This is a genomic window from Erythrobacter sp. S158, assembly GCF_057364915.1.
In genome coordinates, this window is sequence record NZ_CP200279.1 from 90299 (window position 1) to 110523 (window position 20225).

Annotated in this window: 20 protein-coding genes; 8 read left to right on the forward strand and 12 right to left on the reverse strand. The window is 62.0% G+C overall.

The window, feature by feature from the left end; translation table 11 throughout:
• The first annotated feature begins 137 nt into the window (after positions 1-137).
• Positions 138-395: a YjhX family toxin gene (locus AC0V6T_RS00470; protein ID WP_486123347.1), complete on the forward strand. Its 258-nt coding sequence runs from the start codon at positions 138-140 to the stop codon at positions 393-395.
• A 99-nt stretch (positions 396-494) separates the two neighbouring features.
• Here AC0V6T_RS00470 and AC0V6T_RS00475 read toward each other — a convergent pair whose 3' ends face one another.
• From AC0V6T_RS00475 to secB, 4 genes are all read right to left on the reverse strand, one after another.
• A complete protein-coding gene (locus AC0V6T_RS00475; protein ID WP_486123349.1) occupies positions 495-1178 on the reverse strand; it encodes a DUF4136 domain-containing protein in 684 nt (227 codons plus the stop codon).
• A 275-nt stretch (positions 1179-1453) separates the two neighbouring features.
• Complete coding sequence (gene trpS, locus AC0V6T_RS00480; RefSeq protein WP_486123351.1) at positions 1454-2473, reverse strand: tryptophan--tRNA ligase; 1020 nt, start codon at positions 2471-2473, stop codon at positions 1454-1456.
• A 4-nt stretch (positions 2474-2477) separates the two neighbouring features.
• A complete protein-coding gene (gene murJ, locus AC0V6T_RS00485) occupies positions 2478-4058 on the reverse strand; it encodes a murein biosynthesis integral membrane protein MurJ (protein ID WP_486123353.1) in 1581 nt (526 codons plus the stop codon).
• A gap of 27 nt (positions 4059-4085) precedes the next feature.
• The gene (gene secB / locus AC0V6T_RS00490) at positions 4086-4625 is read right to left on the reverse strand and encodes a protein-export chaperone SecB (protein WP_040464952.1); all 540 of its coding nucleotides are present in this window, start codon (positions 4623-4625) and stop codon (positions 4086-4088) included.
• 369 nt (positions 4626-4994) lie between these two features.
• Between secB and AC0V6T_RS00495 the strand changes: the two genes are divergently transcribed.
• From AC0V6T_RS00495 to AC0V6T_RS00505, 3 genes are read left to right on the forward strand one after another with little or no spacing between them, the layout of a single operon-like run.
• Positions 4995-5654: a Tim44/TimA family putative adaptor protein gene (locus tag AC0V6T_RS00495; RefSeq protein WP_486123355.1), complete on the forward strand. Its 660-nt coding sequence runs from the start codon at positions 4995-4997 to the stop codon at positions 5652-5654.
• Between the two features lie 6 nt (positions 5655-5660).
• The gene (gene mltA / locus AC0V6T_RS00500) at positions 5661-6941 is read left to right on the forward strand and encodes a murein transglycosylase A (RefSeq protein ID WP_486123357.1); all 1281 of its coding nucleotides are present in this window, start codon (positions 5661-5663) and stop codon (positions 6939-6941) included.
• The gene (locus AC0V6T_RS00505; protein WP_486123359.1) at positions 6938-7519 is read left to right on the forward strand and encodes a Smr/MutS family protein; all 582 of its coding nucleotides are present in this window, start codon (positions 6938-6940) and stop codon (positions 7517-7519) included. The genes mltA and AC0V6T_RS00505 overlap by 4 nt, the downstream gene beginning before the upstream one ends.
• A gap of 7 nt (positions 7520-7526) precedes the next feature.
• On the opposite strand, the gene AC0V6T_RS00510 is transcribed toward AC0V6T_RS00505, so the two are convergent.
• Positions 7527-8078 carry a DUF2306 domain-containing protein gene (locus AC0V6T_RS00510; protein ID WP_486123361.1) on the reverse strand — a complete coding sequence of 184 codons (552 nt, stop codon included), beginning with the start codon at positions 8076-8078 and terminating at the stop codon, positions 7527-7529.
• 170 nt (positions 8079-8248) lie between these two features.
• On the opposite strand from AC0V6T_RS00510, the gene AC0V6T_RS00515 reads away from it, so the two are divergent.
• The gene (locus AC0V6T_RS00515; RefSeq protein ID WP_486123363.1) at positions 8249-9115 is read left to right on the forward strand and encodes a LytTR family DNA-binding domain-containing protein; all 867 of its coding nucleotides are present in this window, start codon (positions 8249-8251) and stop codon (positions 9113-9115) included.
• Here AC0V6T_RS00515 and AC0V6T_RS00520 read toward each other — a convergent pair.
• From AC0V6T_RS00520 to ahpC, 4 genes are all read right to left on the reverse strand, one after another.
• Complete coding sequence (locus AC0V6T_RS00520) at positions 9112-9699, reverse strand: GNAT family N-acetyltransferase (protein ID WP_486123365.1); 588 nt, start codon at positions 9697-9699, stop codon at positions 9112-9114. The two genes, AC0V6T_RS00515 and AC0V6T_RS00520, sit on opposite strands and share 4 nt — an antisense overlap.
• Positions 9700-9878: 179 nt before the next feature.
• Entirely contained in the window at positions 9879-12059 is a 2181-nt protein-coding gene (katG, locus tag AC0V6T_RS00525; RefSeq protein WP_486123367.1) for a catalase/peroxidase HPI, read from the reverse strand.
• A gap of 293 nt (positions 12060-12352) precedes the next feature.
• Entirely contained in the window at positions 12353-13942 is a 1590-nt protein-coding gene (gene ahpF / locus AC0V6T_RS00530; RefSeq protein ID WP_486123369.1) for an alkyl hydroperoxide reductase subunit F, read from the reverse strand.
• 217 nt (positions 13943-14159) lie between these two features.
• The gene (ahpC, locus tag AC0V6T_RS00535; RefSeq protein ID WP_486123371.1) at positions 14160-14726 is read right to left on the reverse strand and encodes an alkyl hydroperoxide reductase subunit C; all 567 of its coding nucleotides are present in this window, start codon (positions 14724-14726) and stop codon (positions 14160-14162) included.
• A 209-nt stretch (positions 14727-14935) separates the two neighbouring features.
• On the opposite strand from ahpC, the gene AC0V6T_RS00540 reads away from it, so the two are divergent.
• Positions 14936-15478, forward strand: coding sequence for a DUF5655 domain-containing protein (locus AC0V6T_RS00540; RefSeq protein WP_486123373.1), 543 nt, complete (start codon positions 14936-14938; stop codon positions 15476-15478).
• A 1-nt stretch (position 15479) separates the two neighbouring features.
• On the opposite strand, the gene AC0V6T_RS00545 is transcribed toward AC0V6T_RS00540, so the two are convergent.
• Both AC0V6T_RS00545 and AC0V6T_RS00550 read right to left on the reverse strand, forming a co-directional pair.
• Positions 15480-16370: an NAD-dependent epimerase/dehydratase family protein gene (locus AC0V6T_RS00545; protein ID WP_486123375.1), complete on the reverse strand. Its 891-nt coding sequence runs from the start codon at positions 16368-16370 to the stop codon at positions 15480-15482.
• An 18-nt stretch (positions 16371-16388) separates the two neighbouring features.
• The gene (locus AC0V6T_RS00550; protein ID WP_486123377.1) at positions 16389-16982 is read right to left on the reverse strand and encodes a TetR/AcrR family transcriptional regulator; all 594 of its coding nucleotides are present in this window, start codon (positions 16980-16982) and stop codon (positions 16389-16391) included.
• A gap of 92 nt (positions 16983-17074) precedes the next feature.
• On the opposite strand from AC0V6T_RS00550, the gene AC0V6T_RS00555 reads away from it, so the two are divergent.
• Positions 17075-17842, forward strand: coding sequence for an SDR family oxidoreductase (locus tag AC0V6T_RS00555; protein ID WP_486123379.1), 768 nt, complete (start codon positions 17075-17077; stop codon positions 17840-17842).
• 58 nt (positions 17843-17900) lie between these two features.
• Here AC0V6T_RS00555 and AC0V6T_RS00560 read toward each other — a convergent pair whose 3' ends face one another.
• Positions 17901-18953: a fatty acid desaturase gene (locus tag AC0V6T_RS00560; protein WP_486123381.1), complete on the reverse strand. Its 1053-nt coding sequence runs from the start codon at positions 18951-18953 to the stop codon at positions 17901-17903.
• A 194-nt stretch (positions 18954-19147) separates the two neighbouring features.
• Here AC0V6T_RS00560 and AC0V6T_RS00565 point away from each other — a divergent pair, with 194 nt between their 5' ends.
• Positions 19148-20176, forward strand: a complete 1029-nt coding sequence (locus AC0V6T_RS00565) for a DUF4274 domain-containing protein (RefSeq protein ID WP_486123383.1) — start codon at positions 19148-19150, stop codon at positions 20174-20176.
• The last annotated feature ends 49 nt before the right edge of the window (positions 20177-20225 follow it).

Below are 20225 nucleotides of genomic sequence, written 5' to 3' on the forward strand. Positions count from 1 at the left end.
ACAGGGATTTTATGTTCGAGATTGTGAACTGCTGAACCGGTTTCGCGCGTTGATTGCGCGCTGGAAACCGATTGCCCCGCCTCCCGCCCGATGCGCCGGAAGAGCGGCTCTCAGCATACCCAATCGGGACAATTTCATTGAACATTTCCAAAAACGAGCAGCGCGTGCTGCACGTCCTCGCGCAGGGCGGGCTGATCCGCTTTGATCGCGACCATCGCGGGAAAGTGACAGGCGTCGATTGCTTCAACCGCGAGGGCTTGCGCATTGCCGATTGCAGCTTGCCTGTCTTCGAGCGGCTTCGAAAACGTCGGCTCATCCGCAGCCGCAGCGGCAAACCATACCGCATCACGCGCGAAGGGCTGCTAGCGGTGCGTGCTCAGCTCGACAACCGATGAGCCTCGCGCGCTTTGCAGGCATGAAAAAGGGCGGCGCTGATCCCTTGCGCCGCCCTTTCTTCCCGTCCGTGGGCATTCCCAGTTAGCCCATGGCGGTTGTTATCGTGCCGGTCTGACCGTCTTACCATCTTCCTTGATCGTAATGCGAAGAGTTTCACCATTGCTTCCAGGGAAGTCGGTGAAAATCGCGTCGACGAGGTTCGGGACCAGTGACTGCAGGCGATTCGAACGCGAAACGGCTTGTGCGGAACCTTCGAAAAGGCGCTCGCCCGTTGCGGTGTTGTCGATCTTCAGATCGATGTCCGAGGTATAAACGGTGTAGCTGCGAACCTGCGGTCCGGCGAGGAACGGATCGTAGAAGCCAAACGCATAGGCGCGGCGGAAACCGAAACCGCCAAAGCCGCCCCATGGTCCGAAGAATGGGTCGCCGGCAAGGCCGTTGCTGCGGATGCGTTCGCGGCCATTGTCGACCCCGTAATCGAAGCGAACCAACAGGTTAGCGTTCTCTGCAGTTGCCGCGCGGTTATAGCCAAGCTCTGCCATTTCGGCAGCAACCATGTCGGCATAAAGCGCGAATTCCAGCCCGCCTGCGAGCGTGGGATCTTCGGCCACGACGGCAAAGGTCTGACCCTGCGGAGCGGGCAGTTGCGCCTGGAAGCGCGAGACGTCAGCCTTGAATGATGGAGCACATGCGGCGAGCGTAGCTGTCGCTATTCCTGCCAGAGCAAGGCGGGAGAGGCGACTGAAACGGTTCGAACGCGATGACATAGCAATACGGTTCATGACATATCCTTCAGTGTTTCGCCAGTGCGACCCAAATGCAGGACGCACCGGCAGGTGTGCCAGTGACCGTGCGCCATTCCCTTCAATGCGTGTCGAGGCTGAACGCGGGCGCTTGTACGCGGCCCTGCTGTCAGCCTTTCTACGACCCCTTAATGATGACCCTATCGATCAGGCGATCACTGTTGCGGCGCACAATAACTTGTTGTGCTGAACCGAAATTGAACGTTTTGCTCGGCCACCCGGCCTAGGCCAATGAGCGCCAATCAGCTGTGCGCTCAGCCGCGCACCAGACCCAGCGCCTTGTAGGCGGCATCGAGCGTCGGTAGCCCGTGCTCGCGTGCCTGCGCCGCGCCGCGCGCAAGAATGGCGTCGAGCGCTTCCTGATCGTCCTTGAGCTCCATGAAGCGCGCATTGATAGGACGCAGGGTTTCCACGAGCACTTCGCCCAGCGCAGGCTTGAACGCGCCAAAACCCTGTCCGCCATGTTCGGCGAGGACGTCCGCGGTGCTCTTACCGGTCAGAGCGGCGTAGATTCCCACGAGGTTCTTTGCCTCGGCGCGGTCCTCGAGGCCCTTTTCTTCCGACGGAAGGGGCTCGGGGTCGGTTTTGGCCTTCTTGACCTTTTTCATCACCGTGTCGGGATCGTCGGTAAGGCTGATGCGGCTCATGTCCGACGGGTCCGACTTGCTCATCTTGGCCGTGCCGTCGCGCAGGCTCATGATGCGCGCGGCGGCTGGCGGGATGTAAGGCTCGGGCAGCGTGAAGAGCGGTGCGTCTTCGGCGCAGAAGTCGTTGTTGAACTTCTGCGCGATGTCGCGGGCAAGTTCGAGATGCTGCTTTTGATCCTCGCCCACAGGAACGTGCGTCGCCTGATAGAGCAGTACGTCTGCGGCCTGCAGGACGGGGTAGGTGAAGAGCGCAATCGACTGGCCCTCGCGGTTCTTGCCCGCCTTGTCCTTCCACTGCGTCATGCGATTGAGCCAACCCATCCGGGCCGTTCCGTTTAAAAGCCATTGCAGCTCTGCGTGAGCGGGAACCTGCGCCTGGTTGAACAGGATCGTCTTGGATGGATCGACCCCGCAGGCCACCAGCGTCGCCACCATTTCGCGGGTGTTCTTTGTCAGCTCTGCCGGGTCATGCGGCTGAGAAAGCGCGTGCAGGTCGGCGAGGAAAATGAAACACTCGCCGTCTGCGGAATGCGCCTCGTCCTGCAACTTCACGTAATTGACGATCGCGCCAAGATAGTTGCCGAGATGCGGTTTACCGGTGGGCTGGATGCCAGAGACGACACGCATGATACTACTTTGCTTTCTTCGTAAGGGTGGCGATGCGCTGCCGGTCGATGGCGCCGGTGGCGAAAGCGAGGCCGAAATAGACGATGGCGGCAGCCGCGACGAGCGCCGCGAGCGCGCCCAGCCGGGCGAACAGCCCTGCCGAATACCAGTCCGTTAGCAGGTCGTTCGTGTAGAACAAGGCCGCGCCCATGGCCGCCGCGGCCAGCACCTGACGCGCGATGCGAAGAAGCAGCACGCCCGGAATGCGATAATGCCCGCGCGCAGCCAGCACGACGAGCAGGAAGGCGACGTTGATCCAGGCGCCGATCACGCTGGCGAAGGCCACCCCGACGACGCCATAGGTGTCGAGCACGAGAATGCAGGTCGTTATGAATACGCCCAGCGAGATAAAGGCTGCGACCACCGGCGTTTTGGTGTCGGCGCGGGCGTAGAAGTTGGGCACCAGCACCTTCACCAGCACATAGGCGGGAAGGCCGAGCACGAGCGCCGCGAGCACTTCTCCGGTGGCGCTCGCATCTGCAAGATCGAAGCGGCCTCCCTGGAAGATCATCGTCACGAAGGCTTCCGCACAGATCGCCAGTGCGACGGCAGCGGGGATCGTCAGCAACATCGAAAGCTCGATGGCGTCGGACTGGATGCGGTCCGCGCCTTCCTTGTTCTCGCCCCCCACGAACTTCGAAAGCGTCGGCAGGATCGCGGTCGACAGCGCAATGCCGATGATACCGAGCGGCAATTGGTTCAGGCGGTCGGCATAGTTCATGTAGCTGACCGAGCCGTCCTCAAGCTGGTTGAGGAAGTAGAGCTGGACCAGCGTGTTGATCTGATACGCGCCGCCGCCAATCGCTGCGGGAAGAGCAATGATGCCGAGGCGCTTCACTTCAGGCGTGATGCGCGGCCACAGGAGCTTTGGCCTGAAGCCCTCGACCCGCGTCCAGTAATACAGCCACGCAAGCTGCATCACCCCCGCGCCCGTCACCGCCCACGCGATGCCGTAGGCGATCTGCTCGACGCTCGCCCCGGTGTTGTCGGCAAACCATTCGCCCGTAAGCAGCGCCGCGATCAGGACGATGTTGAGGATGATCGGAAAGCTTGCTCCGGGCGCAAAACGCGAGACGCTGTTCAGCATACCTGTAAACAACGTCACGAGGCTGACGAGGATGATATAAGGGAACATGATCCGCGCGAAATCGACCGCGAGCGGATAGGTTTCCGGATCGACCGGCTTCTCGCTCAGGAGCCAGATTACCCCCGGCATCGCGATCTCGAACACCGCGACCAGAGCGATCAGCACGGGGAGGAAAACGCTCAGCACATCGGCGCTGAACGAGCGGGCTTCTTCCAGCCCTTTTTCCGGGTCGTCATGACCGTGCAGCCGCTTAGAGAACATCGGCACGAAGGCGGCCGAGAACGCACCCTCGGCGAACAGGCGGCGAAAGACATTGGGGATGATGAATGCCTGAAACCACGCGTCGGTCACCGCATTGGCGCCAAGGACGCGCGAGAAGATCATCTCGCGCGCCATTCCGGCAATACGGCTGAGCATAGTCAGGGACCCGATGGTCCCGACATTTTTGAGCAGGCTCATCCCTAAAGGCCCGCGTTCAGATCCAGCTTACGCGTCGCCCGAAGGAGCTGGCGGGGTGTCGCCACCTGCGCCCGCTTCCTGCTGGCGGCGTGCCTGGAGCTGCTGGATGTAGAGGCCGTTGAAGTCGATCGGATCGACGTTCAATGGCGGAAACCCTGCATCGCGCACGGCGTCGGAAACGACGCGGCGGGCGAACGGGAAGAGGATGCGCGGTGCTTCGGCGAAGAGGAAGGCGTGCGCCTGCTCATCGGGAATGTTGCGCAGGCCGACGAGGCCGCAATAGGAAAGCTCGACAATGTAGGCCGGGCCCTTGTCGGTGGTGGCGGTGACGTTGATCTTCAGCTCGACTTCGGTGACCTGCTCGCCCTTGGGCTGAGCACCGATGTTGAACTGAACGTCGACCTTGGGCTGGTCGGTCCACTGGAAGACTTCGGGCGCATTCGGATTTTCGACCGACATGTCCTTCACATACTGGGTGATGATCCCGGCTGCCGGCTGGTTGTCAGCGCCGTTTGCGCCTGCGCCCGGATTGTTGAGGTCGGTGAGAATGTCGCCTTCTTCGGCCATGGTCATAAGTCTTTCGTGTGGTGGTCTGATATTGCCCCGCGCGGCCAGCTGACCCAGCCTGTGCGATGCGTTGATCTCGTCAAGGGCGCGCGCCTAGCAGGGGCGGGTGATAGAGGCAATGGGCAGCCGCTCAGGCGAAGGTCTCACGCCAAGCGGCTCAATATTGCGCCATCACGGCACCACTTCGCGCCGAACTGCATCCGATTTGACGTTGGCGAATTGAATTTGATGCCTATTTATGGGACGAGACGCATCTGGCTGGAACAGTCGCCGTAACTATGTATTGTTAGGGTGACGCTGTCGGTAAGATAGCTGTCTGGACAAGATCAGGTGTGTCGCCCCACGCCGAAAGGGTATCAAGGTACTAACGTGATTCTAGAAATCGTCATCCTCGCCATGATTGCAGCCTTTCTGGGGCTGAGGCTTTATTCCGTGCTCGGCCGCCGTGCAGAGCATGAAGAGGAATCGGTACCCCAACGTTTCGATGCCGGTGACAAGCCTCAGGCACAGCCGCCGATCGCCGGTAAGCCCGCGCAACCCGCTCCGCAGCGCTCCATCGAACTCGAAGGCGTCATGCCTGCGGTTGAACGCGGCGTGCGTGAAATCGCCAGTGCCGACCGTTCGTTCGACATTGGCCAGTTCATGGACGGCGCGAAGGGCGCTTACGAAATGGTCCTCGAAGCGTTCTGGGAAGGTGACAAGGAAACCCTGCGCGAATTGTGCGATGACGATGTCTATGCCGGTTTCTCCGCTGCGATCGACGCGCGCGAGGAAGCTGGGCAAACGCTAGACAACAAGCTGATCCGTATCGAAGAGACGCGAATCCACTCGGCTTCGATGGACGGCCGCATGGCCCGCATCGCGGTGCTGTTCGTCGCCGACATCGCTGCGGTGACGCGCGACAAAGATGGCGTCGTTGTCGCTGGTTCGCTCGACGATGCAATCGAAAGCCGCGACGTGTGGACCTTCTCGCGCAATATCGGCTCGCGCGATCCCAACTGGGTTCTCGACGAAACCGACGAAGGCTGATCCTTCGTGTGGGGCGGGCGCGCGTCTGATGCCGGGGTGATCTGGCTCGGCGGGCCCGACACCAAAACCCGCAGTTTCAAATCGGTCGGCGCAGGGCTTGGCACTGCGCTCACCGCGCTTGTTCTGCTCACCGCCTGCATCCGCCTCGTTCCTGAAAGCAATCCGCCGCGCCCCGTGGTGACAACGCCGCCGCCAGCAGTCGCTGCCGCCAGCGCCGCGCTCGCCGGGGTCGTGCGAGGGCCAAGCGTCGGCGCGCTTCGTCTAAACCGCGAGAATGCCGGGACTGCGCTTGCAAGCTACATCGAAAGCTGCCCGCAATTGCTTGCGCGCGAAGATCGCAGCGGTCTTGCCTATGGCGCAGACTGGCGCCCATCGTGCGAAGCCGCGGTGGGCTGGCCGGTCAGCGATGCGCCGCGCTTCTTCCAGCAACACTTCGAAACCGCGCGCATCGGCGATGGCAGCGCGTTCGCTACCGGCTATTTCGAGCCGGAGATCCTAGGCAGCCGAACCCGCCGTCCCGGATATGACGTGCCCGTTTATGCGATGCCCGACGATCTAGTGCGCGCATGGCCTGCCGACACACCCGCCTCCGAGCGAGAGGGCCGCGCACCGCTTGGCCGCTATGACAGCGATGGTAATTTCGTGCCCTATTATGAACGGGCCGAGATTGAGGACGGCGCGCTCGAAGGCCGCGTTCCGGTAATCGGCTGGGCAGCGGACCCGGTCGAATTCTTCTTCCTGCAGATCCAGGGCTCGGGCCGCCTGCGCTTGCCTGACGGTGAAGTCATTCGCATCGGTTATGCCGGGCAGAACGGGCGCGGCCATACCGGTATTGGCGGCGTCATGCGCGAGCGCGGGCTTCTGGGCGATGGGCCGGGCCAATATCCCGGATCGATGCAAGGGATCATGGCCTATATCCGCGAAAATCCGCGTGAAGGCCGCGAGCTCATGCGCCTCAACAAAAGCTGGATTTTCTTCCGCGAGTTGCGCGGCGACGGGCCTCTCGGCGCTTTGGGCGTCCCTGTCCGGCGCGAGGCTTCGGTGGCTGCGGACCCCGCCTTCGTGCCGCTCGGCGCTCCGGTATGGCTCGACCTCGACCGTGATGTCGCGGACGGGCTCTGGATCGCGCAGGACACGGGCGGCGCAATCAAGGGCGCGAACCGCTTCGACACCTTCTGGGGTGCGGGCGCCGATGCGCGCGAAATCGCGGGCGGGATGAGCGCGCGCGGGTCCGCGCTCCTGCTGCTGCCCAAGGGCACTGTCGCGCGTCTCAACGACCAGCAATGAGCATCCCGCGCGGCCTTTCGGAAGCGGAGCAGACCGCATGGGCGCGGCTTGCCCAAAGCGTGACACCGATGCCGGGCAAGCGTGTGCCGCCGCAGCCTTCATCCGACACACCTGCGAGGCAGGCTATCAAACCTACCCCGCCAAAGCCGCAGCCTGTCAAAGCCCGGCCCGCTCCGGCGACCCAAGCGCGGCGTCAGCCTGTTCCTGCACCGCCGCGCCGGATCAAGCCCGATCCGGGGCTCGATTCGCACTGGAACCGCAAGCTCAAGGCGGGCCAGATCGCGCCCGACTACACGCTCGATCTGCACGGTCACTCGCTTGACACTGCCTATAGCCGGATCATGGATGGGATCGATCAGGCGCGTAGCATGGGAGCGCGCGTGGTGCTGGTGATTGCGGGGCGGGAGCGGCCTGCTGACCCTGCCGACCGGGCGACCAAGCGCGGCGCGATCCGGGCCAAACTGCTCGACTGGCTTGCCGCGAGCCGTCATGCCGATGCCATCGCTGCGGTCCGGCGCGCCCATATCCGCCATGGAGGCGAGGGCGCGCTTTATCTGGTGCTTAAACGCCAGCGCTGAATGCGTCTCACCAGAACAGCATCACGTTCATCAGGCGGCCCGGAATGACGAAGCTGAAGATGCCGGGGATCATCAAAGCGCCGAGGAACAAGCTGACGATCTCCGCCTTGTGTGCCTTGATGTCGCCAGCGCGCGCGGTCTTCACGATCAGCCATGATGCGCGGTAGGTGAAAGGCACGAAGATGTGGATCCACGACAGCGCCATGCCGTCATGGATGAAGAGGGTCGAGGTTGCCGTGATCACCATCAGGGCCACCCAGAGCTTGCCCAGCTGCTTGTGCATCGGCGTGCCCTTGCGCGCCACCAGCAGGTAAAGGCCAAGCGGCACGCATGGGATGACGGTCGCGACGTGAAACATGACCGCGATGTTTCCGAGATGCGGCAGGTCCGGCGTGAATCCAAGCAGCGCGCGGGCGATGGCGAGAATGCAGATAGCCGTCATCAGCGTTCCCGACACCAGCACCAGAGCGCGCGTCACCGGGCCGAGGTCCATCATACCAGCAGGCTCGTTGTAGCGTTTGAGGGCTGCGAAGGGATTGGAAGTGATGGCGGCGGTCATGGCTGTTTCTCCGTTTCGGTAAGCTGTTGCAGCCACACTGCCGCCTGCCCGTTCACCGGCAATCGCCCCTTCGCGGATCGGCGCGCAGCTTCGTGAAATGGCGCGCAAAAGCCCCGGAAACCCGCCATTTGCCACTTTACGAAGCGCGAACGGGCAGGCATTTCTGGCTCATGGGAAACGCTTCACGCGAACAGTCGATGGGCACGGGCACGGGCACGGGCATGGGCAAAGGCAGGCTGTTCCTGCGCAAGACTTTGTCCGACCTCGCGATCATGGCGGTGATCGGCGTCTTCCTTGCCGTGATCGGTCCCTTCGGTTCGATTGAGCAGCCGCTCGCGGTGCGGCTCATCTCATGGCTTGCCTTCGCCTTTGCCGGTTATGCGATCTATTCGCCGATGGGCTTCTTCGTGGACCGCGCGCACGAGGCGCTCGACCTGCCGGTTGCGCCCCTGTGGTTCGTCGGAGTGCTGGTGGCGACGGTGCCGATGACCGCGCTCGTCTATATCGTGCAGTACATGCCCGACTGGCCAACGATGCCGCCGCTAGAGGAGGCGTTGACCACGTACTTCTATGTGTTCGTGATCGGCGGGGCGGTGACGCTGCTTTTCAATGTGCTCGGCGCGCGCGGCAATGATGCGCCGCCGGAACCCGAGGATCGGATCGAGGATGTCGTGGTCGACGGCAGCGCCGAGGTGCAGTCAGCCCAAAGCGAAGTCAGCCGCGCAGAGAACCCGCTGCTCGACCAGTTGCCCGCAGAACTCGGCAGCGACGTGATCGCGCTCGAGATGGAGGACCACTATGTGCGCGTCCACACGCCGCTCGGCTCTGAGCTTGTGCTGATGCGGCTGCGCGATGCGATGGTGCATGTCTCGCAAGTCGAAGGGCGGCAGGTGCACCGCAGCTGGTGGGTCGCGCGCCTCGCGGTCGAAGACGTGAAGCGCGAGGGACGCAATGTGCGCCTGGTGCTCGAAAGCGGGATCGAAGCGCCCGTTGCCCGCGCGCAGGTCAGCGAATTGAAGGCCGCCGGCTGGATCTAGCTGCGCGCTGGCCTCAGCATCGGCGTCATCACCGGCGAAGAACCATGCTGGATCTCACCAATCGCTTCGAAACCGTGGCGCTCATAAAGCGAGATGTTCCGTGGGTTCGAGGATTCAAGATAAGCGGGCATTGCGCTTTCATCGACCACTGCAAGCGCATGCTTCATCAGCGCCGCACCGAGGCCGTGTCCGGTTGCAAAGGGATCGGCTGCGATCATCGGCAGATACCAGCACGGTTCCGTGGGATGATAGTCCTCCATCTGCGCCATGAAGGTGCCGATTTCCTCCATCCGTTCAGGCGCAACGCTCTGCGCCGCGAGCATCTGCATGCGCTCGCCATCAGGTTCGACCTCGGGCGGGAGCCAGAGGGCCGCTGCGCGCCCGCATTGGGTCTGGTAGACCGTCCCGTGCGAAAAGCCATTTCCGCCAAAGGCATCGACGAATTGCGGCTGGATTTCGAGATAGGTCGCAGGGTCGGGCCAAACCCAGCGCGCCACCGGATCGGTCGCAAAGCCGAGCGTGATGGTCTTGAGGACCGCATCGCGCCGATCCTCTCCCGCTGCGATGACTGATAATGGCTGCATTCGCTGCTCCCGTCCGCCACTCCCGTCTGGGCGTGCGCTGCGCCAGCAATAACGCTGCGCCCCGACACAAGAAAGGCCCCCGGTCTTCCTTTCCTTGAGGGAGGAAAGCCGGGGGCCTCTTGCGACCCTGACCAAGTGTGCAATCGCGGTCAGGGTGGGGGGCTGGTCGAACCGGTCGATCAGATGTCGAAGCAGCCTGCGTTCATGACCTTGGTCCATGCTGCAACGAAGTCGTGCACGAACTTCTCTTCCGCGCCGCTCTCGGCATAGACTTCGGCCTGGGCGCGAAGCTGCGAGTTGGAGCCGAAGATGAGGTCGGTGCGCGTGGCGCGGTACTTCTCTTCGCCTGATGCGCGATCGGAGCCGACATACTCTTCATCACCCGAACCATCGACCGGAGCCCACTTGGTGCCCATGTCGAGCAGGTTTGTGAAGAAGTCGGGGGTCAGCTGTCCGACGCGGTCGGTGAAGACGCCGTGCTTGCGGTTGCCGCTGTTCGCGCCGAGCACGCGCATCCCGCCGACCAGTACGGTCGTTTCGGGGATCGACAGGCCGAGTAGGTGCGCCTTGTCGATCAGCATGTCCTCGGTTTTCACGTTGGCCTTGGTCTTGAGGTAGTTGCGGAAGCCATCGGCGAACGGCTCTAGCGGCTCGAAGCTTTCGGCATCGGTCTGCTCTTCGCTCGCATCGCCGCGTCCGCCGGTGAAGGGCACGCTGACGTCGAAGCCTGCATCCTTGGCAGCCTTTTCAACCGCTGCCGTCCCGGCAAGCACGATCGCGTCGGCCATGCTCATCGAACCGCGATGCTCGTCGATCTTGGCAAGCACCTTGGCAAGCTCATCGGGATCGTTCGCGGCCCAGCCGTTTTGCGGGGCAAGGCGCACGCGCGCTCCGTTCGATCCGCCGCGATGATCGGACTTGCGATAGGTCGAGGCCGAGGCCCACGCCGCTTTCACCAGCTCGCTGACCGTCAGGCCCGATCCAAGGATCGCATCCTTGAAGGCCGAGACATCGGCGTCCGAAGGCGCGGTGCCAGCGGGAACAGGGTCCTGCCAGATGAGGTCTTCTGCGGGGACTTCAGGACCCTGATAGCGGACCTTGGGGCCCATATCGCGGTGGCACAGTTTGAACCATGCACGGGCAAAGGCGTCGTCGAGCTGCTCGGGGTTCGCGTGGAAGCGCTCGGAAATCTTGCGATATTCCGGGTCCATCTTCAGCGCCATGTCGGCGGTGGTCATGATGGTTGGCACTTTCTTCGACGGATCGCGCGCATCGGGAGCCATGTCTTCGGGGTCAGGGTTGATCGGCGTCCACTGCTGCGCACCAGCCGGGCTGTGCGTGAGTTCAAAGTCGTACTTGAACAGCAGGCGGAAATAGTCGTGGCTCCACGAGGTCGGGTTGTTCGACCACGAACCTTCGATCCCTGAGGTCGTGATGTGGCCTTTGCCGATCTCTTCGGCGTCATGCAGCCAGCCAAAGCCTTGATGCTCCAAGTGCATGCCTTCGGGCGCTTCGCCGAACGTGTCTGCGGGCTGAGCGCCGTGGGCCTTTCCGAAAGCGTGGCCGCCTGCGGTGAGAGCGACGGTTTCCTCATCGTTCATCGCCATGCGGGCGAAGGTTTCACGCATGTCGCGCGCGCTTTCGAGTGGGTCGGGATTACCGCCCGGGCCTTCGGGATTGACGTAGATGAGGCCCATCTGGATCGCGGCAAGGGGGTTTTCGAGCGCCCTGCCTTCATCGGGGATGATGCGCGTTTCTGCGCCGGTATCGACCCATTTCTCTTCGGTGCCCCAATAGACCATTTCGGGCTCGAACACGTCGGCGCGGCCACCGCCGAAACCGAAGACCGGACCGCCCATGCTCTCAATCGCGACATTGCCCGCGAGGATGTAGAGGTCGGCCCAGCTGATGCCCTTGCCGTATTTCTGCTTGATCGGCCAAAGCAGGCGGCGGGCCTTGTCGAGATTGCCGTTGTCCGGCCAGCTGTTGAGCGGGGCAAAACGCTGCTGGCCTGAGCCTGCACCGCCGCGACCGTCACCGGTTCGGTAGGTGCCTGCCGCGTGCCAGGCCATGCGGATGAAGAACGGGCCATAATGACCATAATCAGCCGGCCACCAATCCTGGCTGTCGGTCATCAGCGCGGTCAGATCATCCTTCAGCGCCTGATAGTCGATCGCATTGAAGGCGCTCGCATAGTCGAAGTCCTCGCCATAGGGGTTGGCGGACTTGCCTTCTTCGGTCAGCAGGTCGAGCTGAGTTGTCTCGGGCCACCAGTCCATATTGGTCCGGCCCAGCAGCGTGCGGGTTCCGCCATCGCCGTGGAACGGGCAACCACTCATTTCACCAGTCTTCGCGTCCATGAAATCTCTCCTCTCGCGTGGTCCCCTGTTGGGGACTCGGAATATCCGATTGGGATGACAGGAGGATGATGGAGGGGCTTTGATCAGTCCAATCGATTAAAGTGCGAAGATTGATTGGATTTTGCGATTGCAGCCTTGGTTGGTCTTCGACCGGATGCGCGACAAGGTAGCAAGCTTGAGCTGGATCGACACCAAAGGTGTTGCAAGGGCGACGGCCCGCCCACAGCGGGGCCGCAGCGCAGCGGAGGGCGTCAAGCGAGGACGCTCGCCCGGATGGGCGAGCGCAAAGCCAATCACGCAGCCTGTGCGATTTCGTCGACCGGCTCGTTGCGGATGAGGTAGTCGAATGCGCCGAGGCCTGCGGTTGCGCCGGTGCCCATTGCAACGACGATCTGCTTGTCCTTCACCGTGGTCGCATCGCCTGCGGCATAGATGCCGGGCAGGTTGGTTGCGCCGTGGTCGTCAACAATGATCTCGCCGAATTTCGACAATTCGAGGCCGGTGTCGGCAAGCCATTCGGTGTTGGGCACAAGGCCGATCTGGACGAACACGCCTTCGAGTTCGATCCGGCGCTCATTGCCGCTCTCGCGGTCTTTGAGGACGAGGCCGTTCACCCTTGCGCCGTCGCCGGTGATCTCGGTCGTCTGGCCGCTCGTGATGATCTCGACGTTGTCCATGCTGCGCAGCTTTCGCTGGAGCACTTCGTCAGCGCGCAGCTTCGCGTCGAATTCGATCAGCGTCACGTGACCGACGATCTTGGCGAGGTCGATGGCTGCTTCGACACCCGAATTGCCGCCGCCGATCACCGCGATGCGCTTGCCCTTGAACAGCGGGCCGTCACAGTGCGGGCAGTAGGCAACGCCCTTGTTGCGGTATTCGGCTTCGCCCGGAACGCCAAGATTGCGCCAGCGCGCGCCGGTCGAGAGGATGAGGGAGCGCGACTTCAGCACCGCGCCATTCGCCAGCGTCACTTCATGCATGCCGCCAGCTTCCTTGGCCGGACGAAGCTCGGTCGCGCGGGCGAGGTCCATCATGTCGATTTCGTTTTCAGCCACCTGCTTCTTCAGGTCGTCGGAAAGCTTGGGGCCTTCGGTGTAGGAGGTGCCTGGCAAGTTCTCGATGCCGAGCGTGTCCTGCAACTGGCCGCCAAAGCGTTCTGCCGCGATGCCGGTCCGGAAACCCTTGCGCGCGGTATAGATCGCCGATGCCGCACCTGCGGGCCCGCCACCGATGATGAGCACTTCAAACGGGTCCTTGGCCGAAAGCTTTTCGGCCGCCTTCTCGTCGGCGCCGCTGTCGAGCTTGGAGAGGATCTCTGCGAGCTCCATCTTTCCGTTGTAAAAGCTCTCACCGTTGAGGAAGGTCGCCGGAACTGCGAGAACGCCGCGTTCTTCGACTTCATCCTGGAAGGTTCCGCCTTCGATGAGTGTCGCTGTGATATGCGTGTTCTCAAGCGCCATCAGCGTCAGAGCCTGCACCACGTCGGGGCAATTGTGGCAGCTGAGCGAGAAGAACATTTCGAACTCGTAATCGCCTTCGAGCGCACGGACCTGTTCGATCAGGTCGGCGTCGACTTTAGGCGGGTGACCGCCAGCCCACAGCAGCGCGAGCACCAGCGAGGTAAATTCATGGCCCATCGGAAGGCCGGCAAACCGCACCCACTTGTTCGCATCCGATGCACGGCGGATGATGAAGCTGGGCTTCCTTTCATGCGTGCCGTCGAAAGAGGCGGTGACCATCTCGTGCAACTCGGCAATCTCGGTCAGCAATTCGCGGGTCTGCGCGGACTTCTCGCCTTCGTCCAATGATGCGACGAGTTCGATCGGCTCGCGAAGATTGGCGAGATATTGCTTGAGCTGGGTTTGCATGTTTGCGTCGAGCATGGGCGTACACCTTTGCCTGAGAAAACGTGGGGCTCCGGCGCGAGGCGCGCCGAATGCGGAAATGTGAGAAAAAAAGCCCGGAGCCTGACTTTGGGGGGAGGGGGAGGGTCAGGCCCCGGGCTTCAAACGACCCGGTATAAGGCCGGGTAAAGGTGGGCGGCGCGGCGAGAGAGGGAGGGGAGAGGAGCCGCGCGCGCCCTATCTGTGTTATCTAAACTCAGATCTTGCCAACTAGATCCAGAGAAGGTGCAAGAGTTTCGCTTCCTTCTTCCCATGCGGCCGGGCAAACCTGGCCGGGATTGTCGCGAACATACTGAGCAGCCTTGATCTTGCGGGTCAGTTCGTTGGCATTGCGGCCGACGCCTTCGCAGGTGATTTCCATGATCTGGATGACGCCGTCGGGGTCGACCACGAAGGTTGCACGATCGGCAAGGCCGACGCCTTCACGCAGCACGCCGAAGTTGTTTGAAAGGACATGCATCTGGTCACCGAGGAACGGGAACTTGAGCTTGCCGATCTTTTCCGAGGTGTCGTGCCATGCCTTGTGGCTGAAGTGCGTGTCGGTCGAAACCGCGAAAACTTCGACGCCCATCGACTGGAGCATTTCGTACTTTTCGCCGAGATCTTCGAGCTCGGTCGGGCAGACGAAGGTCCAGTCAGCCGGATAGAAGAAGAAAACCGACCACTTGCCTTCGAGATCCTTCTCCGAAACGTCGTAGAAGTCTTCGCCAGCCTTGAAGGCCGTTGCGGTGAAAGGTTTGATGGTCGAACCGATGATACCCATGGGTGTGTTTCCTCGTTGAGTTGGAAGTTAAATGAAGAGGTCGGGAATTTGTTCCCGGCCCAAATAGGGATTGATGCGCTGCACAAAAATTGATTGTTGCGATTGCGAAGATCGGGATTTTCAATCACGAATTCGGGAACCATCGAAACACTCGATAAAAGCGTGCTACACCCTTTCACGAACAGGCATAGGCTAGGGGGAGAGTGACGATGGCAACTCCGGAAGAAATGGCTGCGAGCATGATTGCCAACATGCCGGAAAAGACCGGCAAGCCGCTTGAAGAGTGGCTCGGCATCGTGGCGAAATCAGGTCTCGACAAGCACGGCAAGATCGTAGCCATGCTTAAAAGCGATCACGCGATGACGCATGGTTTTGCCAACCTCGTCGCAGCCAAGGCGCTTGCCAGCGATGAGGAGGTCGACCTCGTCGCCTCGCAATATTCGGGCGCAAAGGCAGAACTGAAGCCGATCCACGATGCGATCATGGACTTTGCCAAAGGCCTTGGCAGCGATGTCGAGGTCGCGCCCAAGAAAGCGAGCGTGTCGCTGCGCCGCAAGAAGCAATTTGCGCTGATCACCCCTGCGACCAAGACACGGGTCGATTTAGGGCTGGCTCTCAAGGGCGATGAACCTGCCGGGCGGCTGGAAAAAGGCGATGCGATGTGCAGCCACCGCGTCAGGCTCACCAGCGCGGGCGAGTTCGACGACGAGGTAAAGGGCTGGATGAAGGACGCCTACACCCGCGCAGACTGACCTATTCGGACTTGCGCGCGTAGGTGGCATCGGGCGCGAGCACTTCGATGCTATCGCGGTCATATTGCGCAAGCACGTCTTCCCAGCCCCATCGCACTTGCCAGCCGAACTCACGCTGTGCGGCGCTTGCATCGTAAACGCGGTCGATGGTGCGAGGCAGCGCCCAGCCCCGCCGATCGAATGCTTCGGCAAGAGCAGGGGCGCGCTGGCGGATCACCTCGGGGGCGTTCACGGCGAGGCCTTGGCAATCCTCTTTGGTAAAAGGCGTCGCGCCGGACAGGATGAAGCGTTCGAATGCGGCGCCCTCGTGAGACAGCGCGAGCGCATGGCCGGTCCCGACATCGCGCGCATCAACCCCGCGGTGCAGGCGGTATAGCGCCATCGCGGGCGCAGGCTCGGGGAAACAGCGCGACATGCGCATCACCCGCACCGGCATGGCCGGGGTGGCGGCTTCTTCCAGCAGCTTCTCCGCTGCAAGCTTGGTGCGGTGGTAGATGCTTTTGGGTTGCGGCTCGGTTGTCTCGTTCACCCACGTGCATTCTCCCGGCGCGATGGCGTGGCCGTAAAGCGCCGTTGTGCTGGTATAGATGAAGCGCTTCACGCCGCTTGCTGCTGCCAGATTGAAGAGGGTGCGCGTGCCCTCGACGTTGATGCGCTCGAACTCGGCCTCGCTCCACACACCCACATGCGGGGCGTGCGGCCCTGCCGTGTGGATCACCGCATCTGCCCCTTCGAGCGCGGGTGCGATCACGTCGGGGTCGGCGCAATCGCCGATGATATGCGTGGTCGAAAAGACGTTGCGGTCGATCCCGACCACCTCGTGCTCGCGGGCCAGTGCGCCGAAGATCGCGCGGCCGATGCGGCCTGATGATCCGGTTAGGACGATCTTCATGGCGCAGTCACCCCCTCTTCAGCGCGCATAGTAGCGCTCGAACAGGTCGGGAAGCGTCTCGGCGGTGCGCGCGATAATGTCAGAGGCGGATTGCGAGCGGCCAAGCACCGACTGGCCGCGCACCAGCGCCATCACCGCTCCCGCGAGTGCTTGCGGGTCGGCGTCATCGGTCAGCGCGCCTTGTTCCTTCCAGCGCTCAAACGCGGCAACCAGCGCGCTGTATTGCACGCCGATGAGCGCGCTCATCTTTTCTCCGATTGCATTGTCAGCGCGGTTGGCAAGTTCCTGTTGCCCTCCGGCGACGAAGCATCCCGCCGGCTGATCTGCGTCCTCAAGCACGGCAAGTTGCGCTGCGAAGAAATCGGTCAAGGCCGCGCGCGGGTCATCGTTATCGAGCGCGGCAAGGAGGTGGCGCGACACCACCAGATCGTAGCGGTCGGCGGCGAGTTCGAACATCGCGTCCTTGTTCCCGAATGCGTTGTAGAGGCTCTGCCGCTTGAGCCCGGTCGCCGCTTCAAGCGTCTGGATCGAGGTCGCCTCATATCCATGCTCCCAGAAGGCCCGCATGATGCTGTCGATGACCTCACCTTTGTCAAAACTCGCTGAGCGCACTTTTTGACCTTTCGTTCAAATTAGTTCTTGACTGCTCGTTCAAGGATGCCTAGCTGAACTTTACCGATCAGTCAAGAAAAGGAGTTTGGACAATGTCAGATACACACACAAACGCTCGCCTAGCCGGGAAGAAAGCCGTCATCACCGGCGGCACCACCGGTCTCGGCCTCGCTTCGGCCAAGCGCTATCTTGAGGAAGGGGCTGAGGTCATTATCACCGGTCGCAAGCAGAAAGGGATCGACGCCGCGCTCGCCGAATTGGGCGCAGGCGCGCACGGCTTCGTCGCCGATTCCACCTCGATCGGCGATCTTCAGGCGCTCGCAACCTTCGCCAAGGACACGTTCGGCGAAGTCGATATCCTCTTTGCCAACGCCGGAAACGGCATGTTCGCACCGATCGACCAGGTCGACGAAGAGCTCTACGCCCGCCAGTTCGACCTCAACGTGAAGGGCGCCTTCTTCACGGTGCAAGCCTTCCTCCCGGTCCTGTCGGGCAACAGCTCGGTCATTATCACCAGCTCGGCGGTCCACGCAAAGGGTGCGCCCGGCGGTACGCTCTACTTCGCCAGCAAGGCCGCGGTTCGCAGCTTCGCTCGCACGATGGCAGCAGAGCTTGGCGGACGCGGTGTCCGGGTCAACACGCTGTCACCCGGCATCGTACCGACCAACTTCTTCGAGAACTCGAACGCCCCGAGCGAGCTGTATCACGACTTCGAAGCCATGGCCGGGCAGGGCGCGCCGCTTGGCCGCGCGGGCAAGCCTGTCGAGATTGCAGAAGTGGCGGTCTTCCTCGCCTCAGACGAAGCCAGCTTTGTCACCGCAGCCGACTATGTTGCTGATGGTGGCTGGATGAACGTCTGATCCGCCAGATCAAAGTCGGGAAAGAAGCGCGGTGGGCCAAGCGGCCTGCCGCGCTCTTTCATTGCGCCGCCGCGATCCGCTTGGCCTCGCGGAAACTCACGAGCCGCCGTCGCTCTTCGTCCCATAGCGTGAGCAGGAACAAACGCGGCGTTTGGCGAAGGGTTATGCGGTTGACCTCGGCAAGCTCGGGATAGGCCTTCAGCACGTCGGGAAGGCGGTAGAACGGGATCCGGCTCATCAGATGGTGCACGTGGTGGATACCGATATTGCCGGTGAACCAGTGCAGCCATCCGGGCAGGTGGAGATAGGAACTCCCCGCGAGCGCATAGGCGTGAAACTCCCAGTCCTCGCGATTGTCCCATGCGGCCTCTTCGAACTGGTGCTGCACGTAGAACAGCCACACTCCGATGGAAGCGGCGGTGACCAGCACGGGCACGAACACCAGCGCAGTGGTGGCGATACCGAAAGCAAAAGCGAGGCCGACAAGGATCGCGGCGGTCACGGCATTGGTCGCAAGGGCGCTCACCCAATAGATCGCTCCTGCTTTCATCAACCCAATGGGCAGCCGGTGGCGCAGCAGGAACAGGTAGGCGGGCCCAAATCCCAGCAGGAACACCGGGTGTCGATACAGCCGATAAAAGCCGCGGGCGATCCGCCCCTTCTGCATGTATTCGTTGACCGTAAGCGTATCGACATCGCCAAACCCGCGCGCATCGAGATTGCCCGTGCTCGCATGGTGCAATGCGTGGCTGCGGCGCCAGCAATCGTAGGGCGTCAGCGTGAACACCCCGATCCCGCGCCCGACCCAATTGTTGCTCCCACGCTTCCGGAAAAACGCCTCATGCCCGCAGTCGTGCTGGATGATGAACAGCCGCAGCAGGAACAGCCCAGCGACCGGCGTCAGCAGAAGCGCGATGTAATACCCCGCCTCCACCGCAAACAGCATAGCCGCAAACGTCGCGGCAAAGGGGAGGAAGGTGACCGCAAGCTCCCATCCGCTGCGGCTGGCGCGCGGGGTGCGAAAACGGGCAAGGGTGCGTGCGATGGCGCGCGGATTGTCGGTGTCGATGCGATCCTGACTGGGGTTCTGATCGTGGTCGGATCTTGCCATGGCGTGTAAATTCTCTCCCGCGCAGCCAGAGGACGCTGCGTGTCCTTGTCCTTCGCCGTGAAGAACGCCGGCGTCAACATGCGCATTAGTCATGACGCATTCGTGAACCCCGTATGCGCGAGCGGTTAGCGGCGAGGTAACAATTATGAGTTTAAAACCCTTGCGGCACAATCGTTTGCGCGAAGGGGAACGCGATGTCTGCTGCGGATGCCAATCTGGGCATGGAAGAATTGCGTCGGCGCGCATGGGAAACCACCGTGCCTGCCAACGGCGACTACCAGGCCCAGGCTGACGAACGGCTCGACTGGCTTGCACAGGCTTCGCCCGAAGAATGGCACCGCTTCGCGATCGGTTTCAACTGGAGCGACGACATCGCGCCGCTTTACTGGATCGCCCGCCAGGAGCAGTGCGAAATGGCGACCGCGCTTCACGTATTCTGGCACGCCTGCCCCGAATGGGAGCTGATGAAGCTTGCGGACAATGAGCCGGTTTACGAGCGCGACGAAGCGATGATGGTCGAATACATCGCCAACCGGATCGCGGCCAAGGGCTACAAGCGCAGAAAGATCGCCTGGGACGCAGAGCCCATGCACAAGCGCGATTTCGAAGACATAAAGAGGTTTGTCTCCAAGATCGACGACCCGCCATGGATGCCTCACCGCGACATGATCAAACCGATCTGGGGCAAGGAAGTGATGGATGGTCCCGAAGCGTGGGAAGAGCGCCCCGAAAACGTGCGCACCGGCTTCTGGCTCGACCTGCCTAAATCCAACATCGTCACGTGGGACATGCGCGAGGCGCGCGACGAGATGCGCCCAACATTCTTCAACCTTTTTGCGATTGGCGGCCTGATCGCCGCAAGCTTCGAATTCATGAACGATCCGGCCAAGTGGTGGCTCCACCTAGTTGGCGCAATTTTTATGATCGGCTGGTGGAGCTGGTGCATCAGCAATTCGACCTCGACGGTGCGGGGCCTCATGCGCTCCGAGATGAAAACCGTACCGACACAGCAGATGGCCATCATCTATCTGGCGCTGATCGCGCTCGGAGGGCTGTGGCTTCAGGCATATTTCGGGCTTAGCGCGCTATTTGCCGAGGCGAAGGACACGAGCTTCGAAGCCCGCGCGATCAAGGCCGCAATATGCGCCCTTTGGATCGCGCCGTTCTGGTTCGGCCTCAGATGGCTGTCGGAGCAGTATACCTACCGCGTCCTGTTCCGCTGAGGGCTTTAGTGTCTACCCAACCTGCGCGGGTTGTTCCCCGCGCTATCGC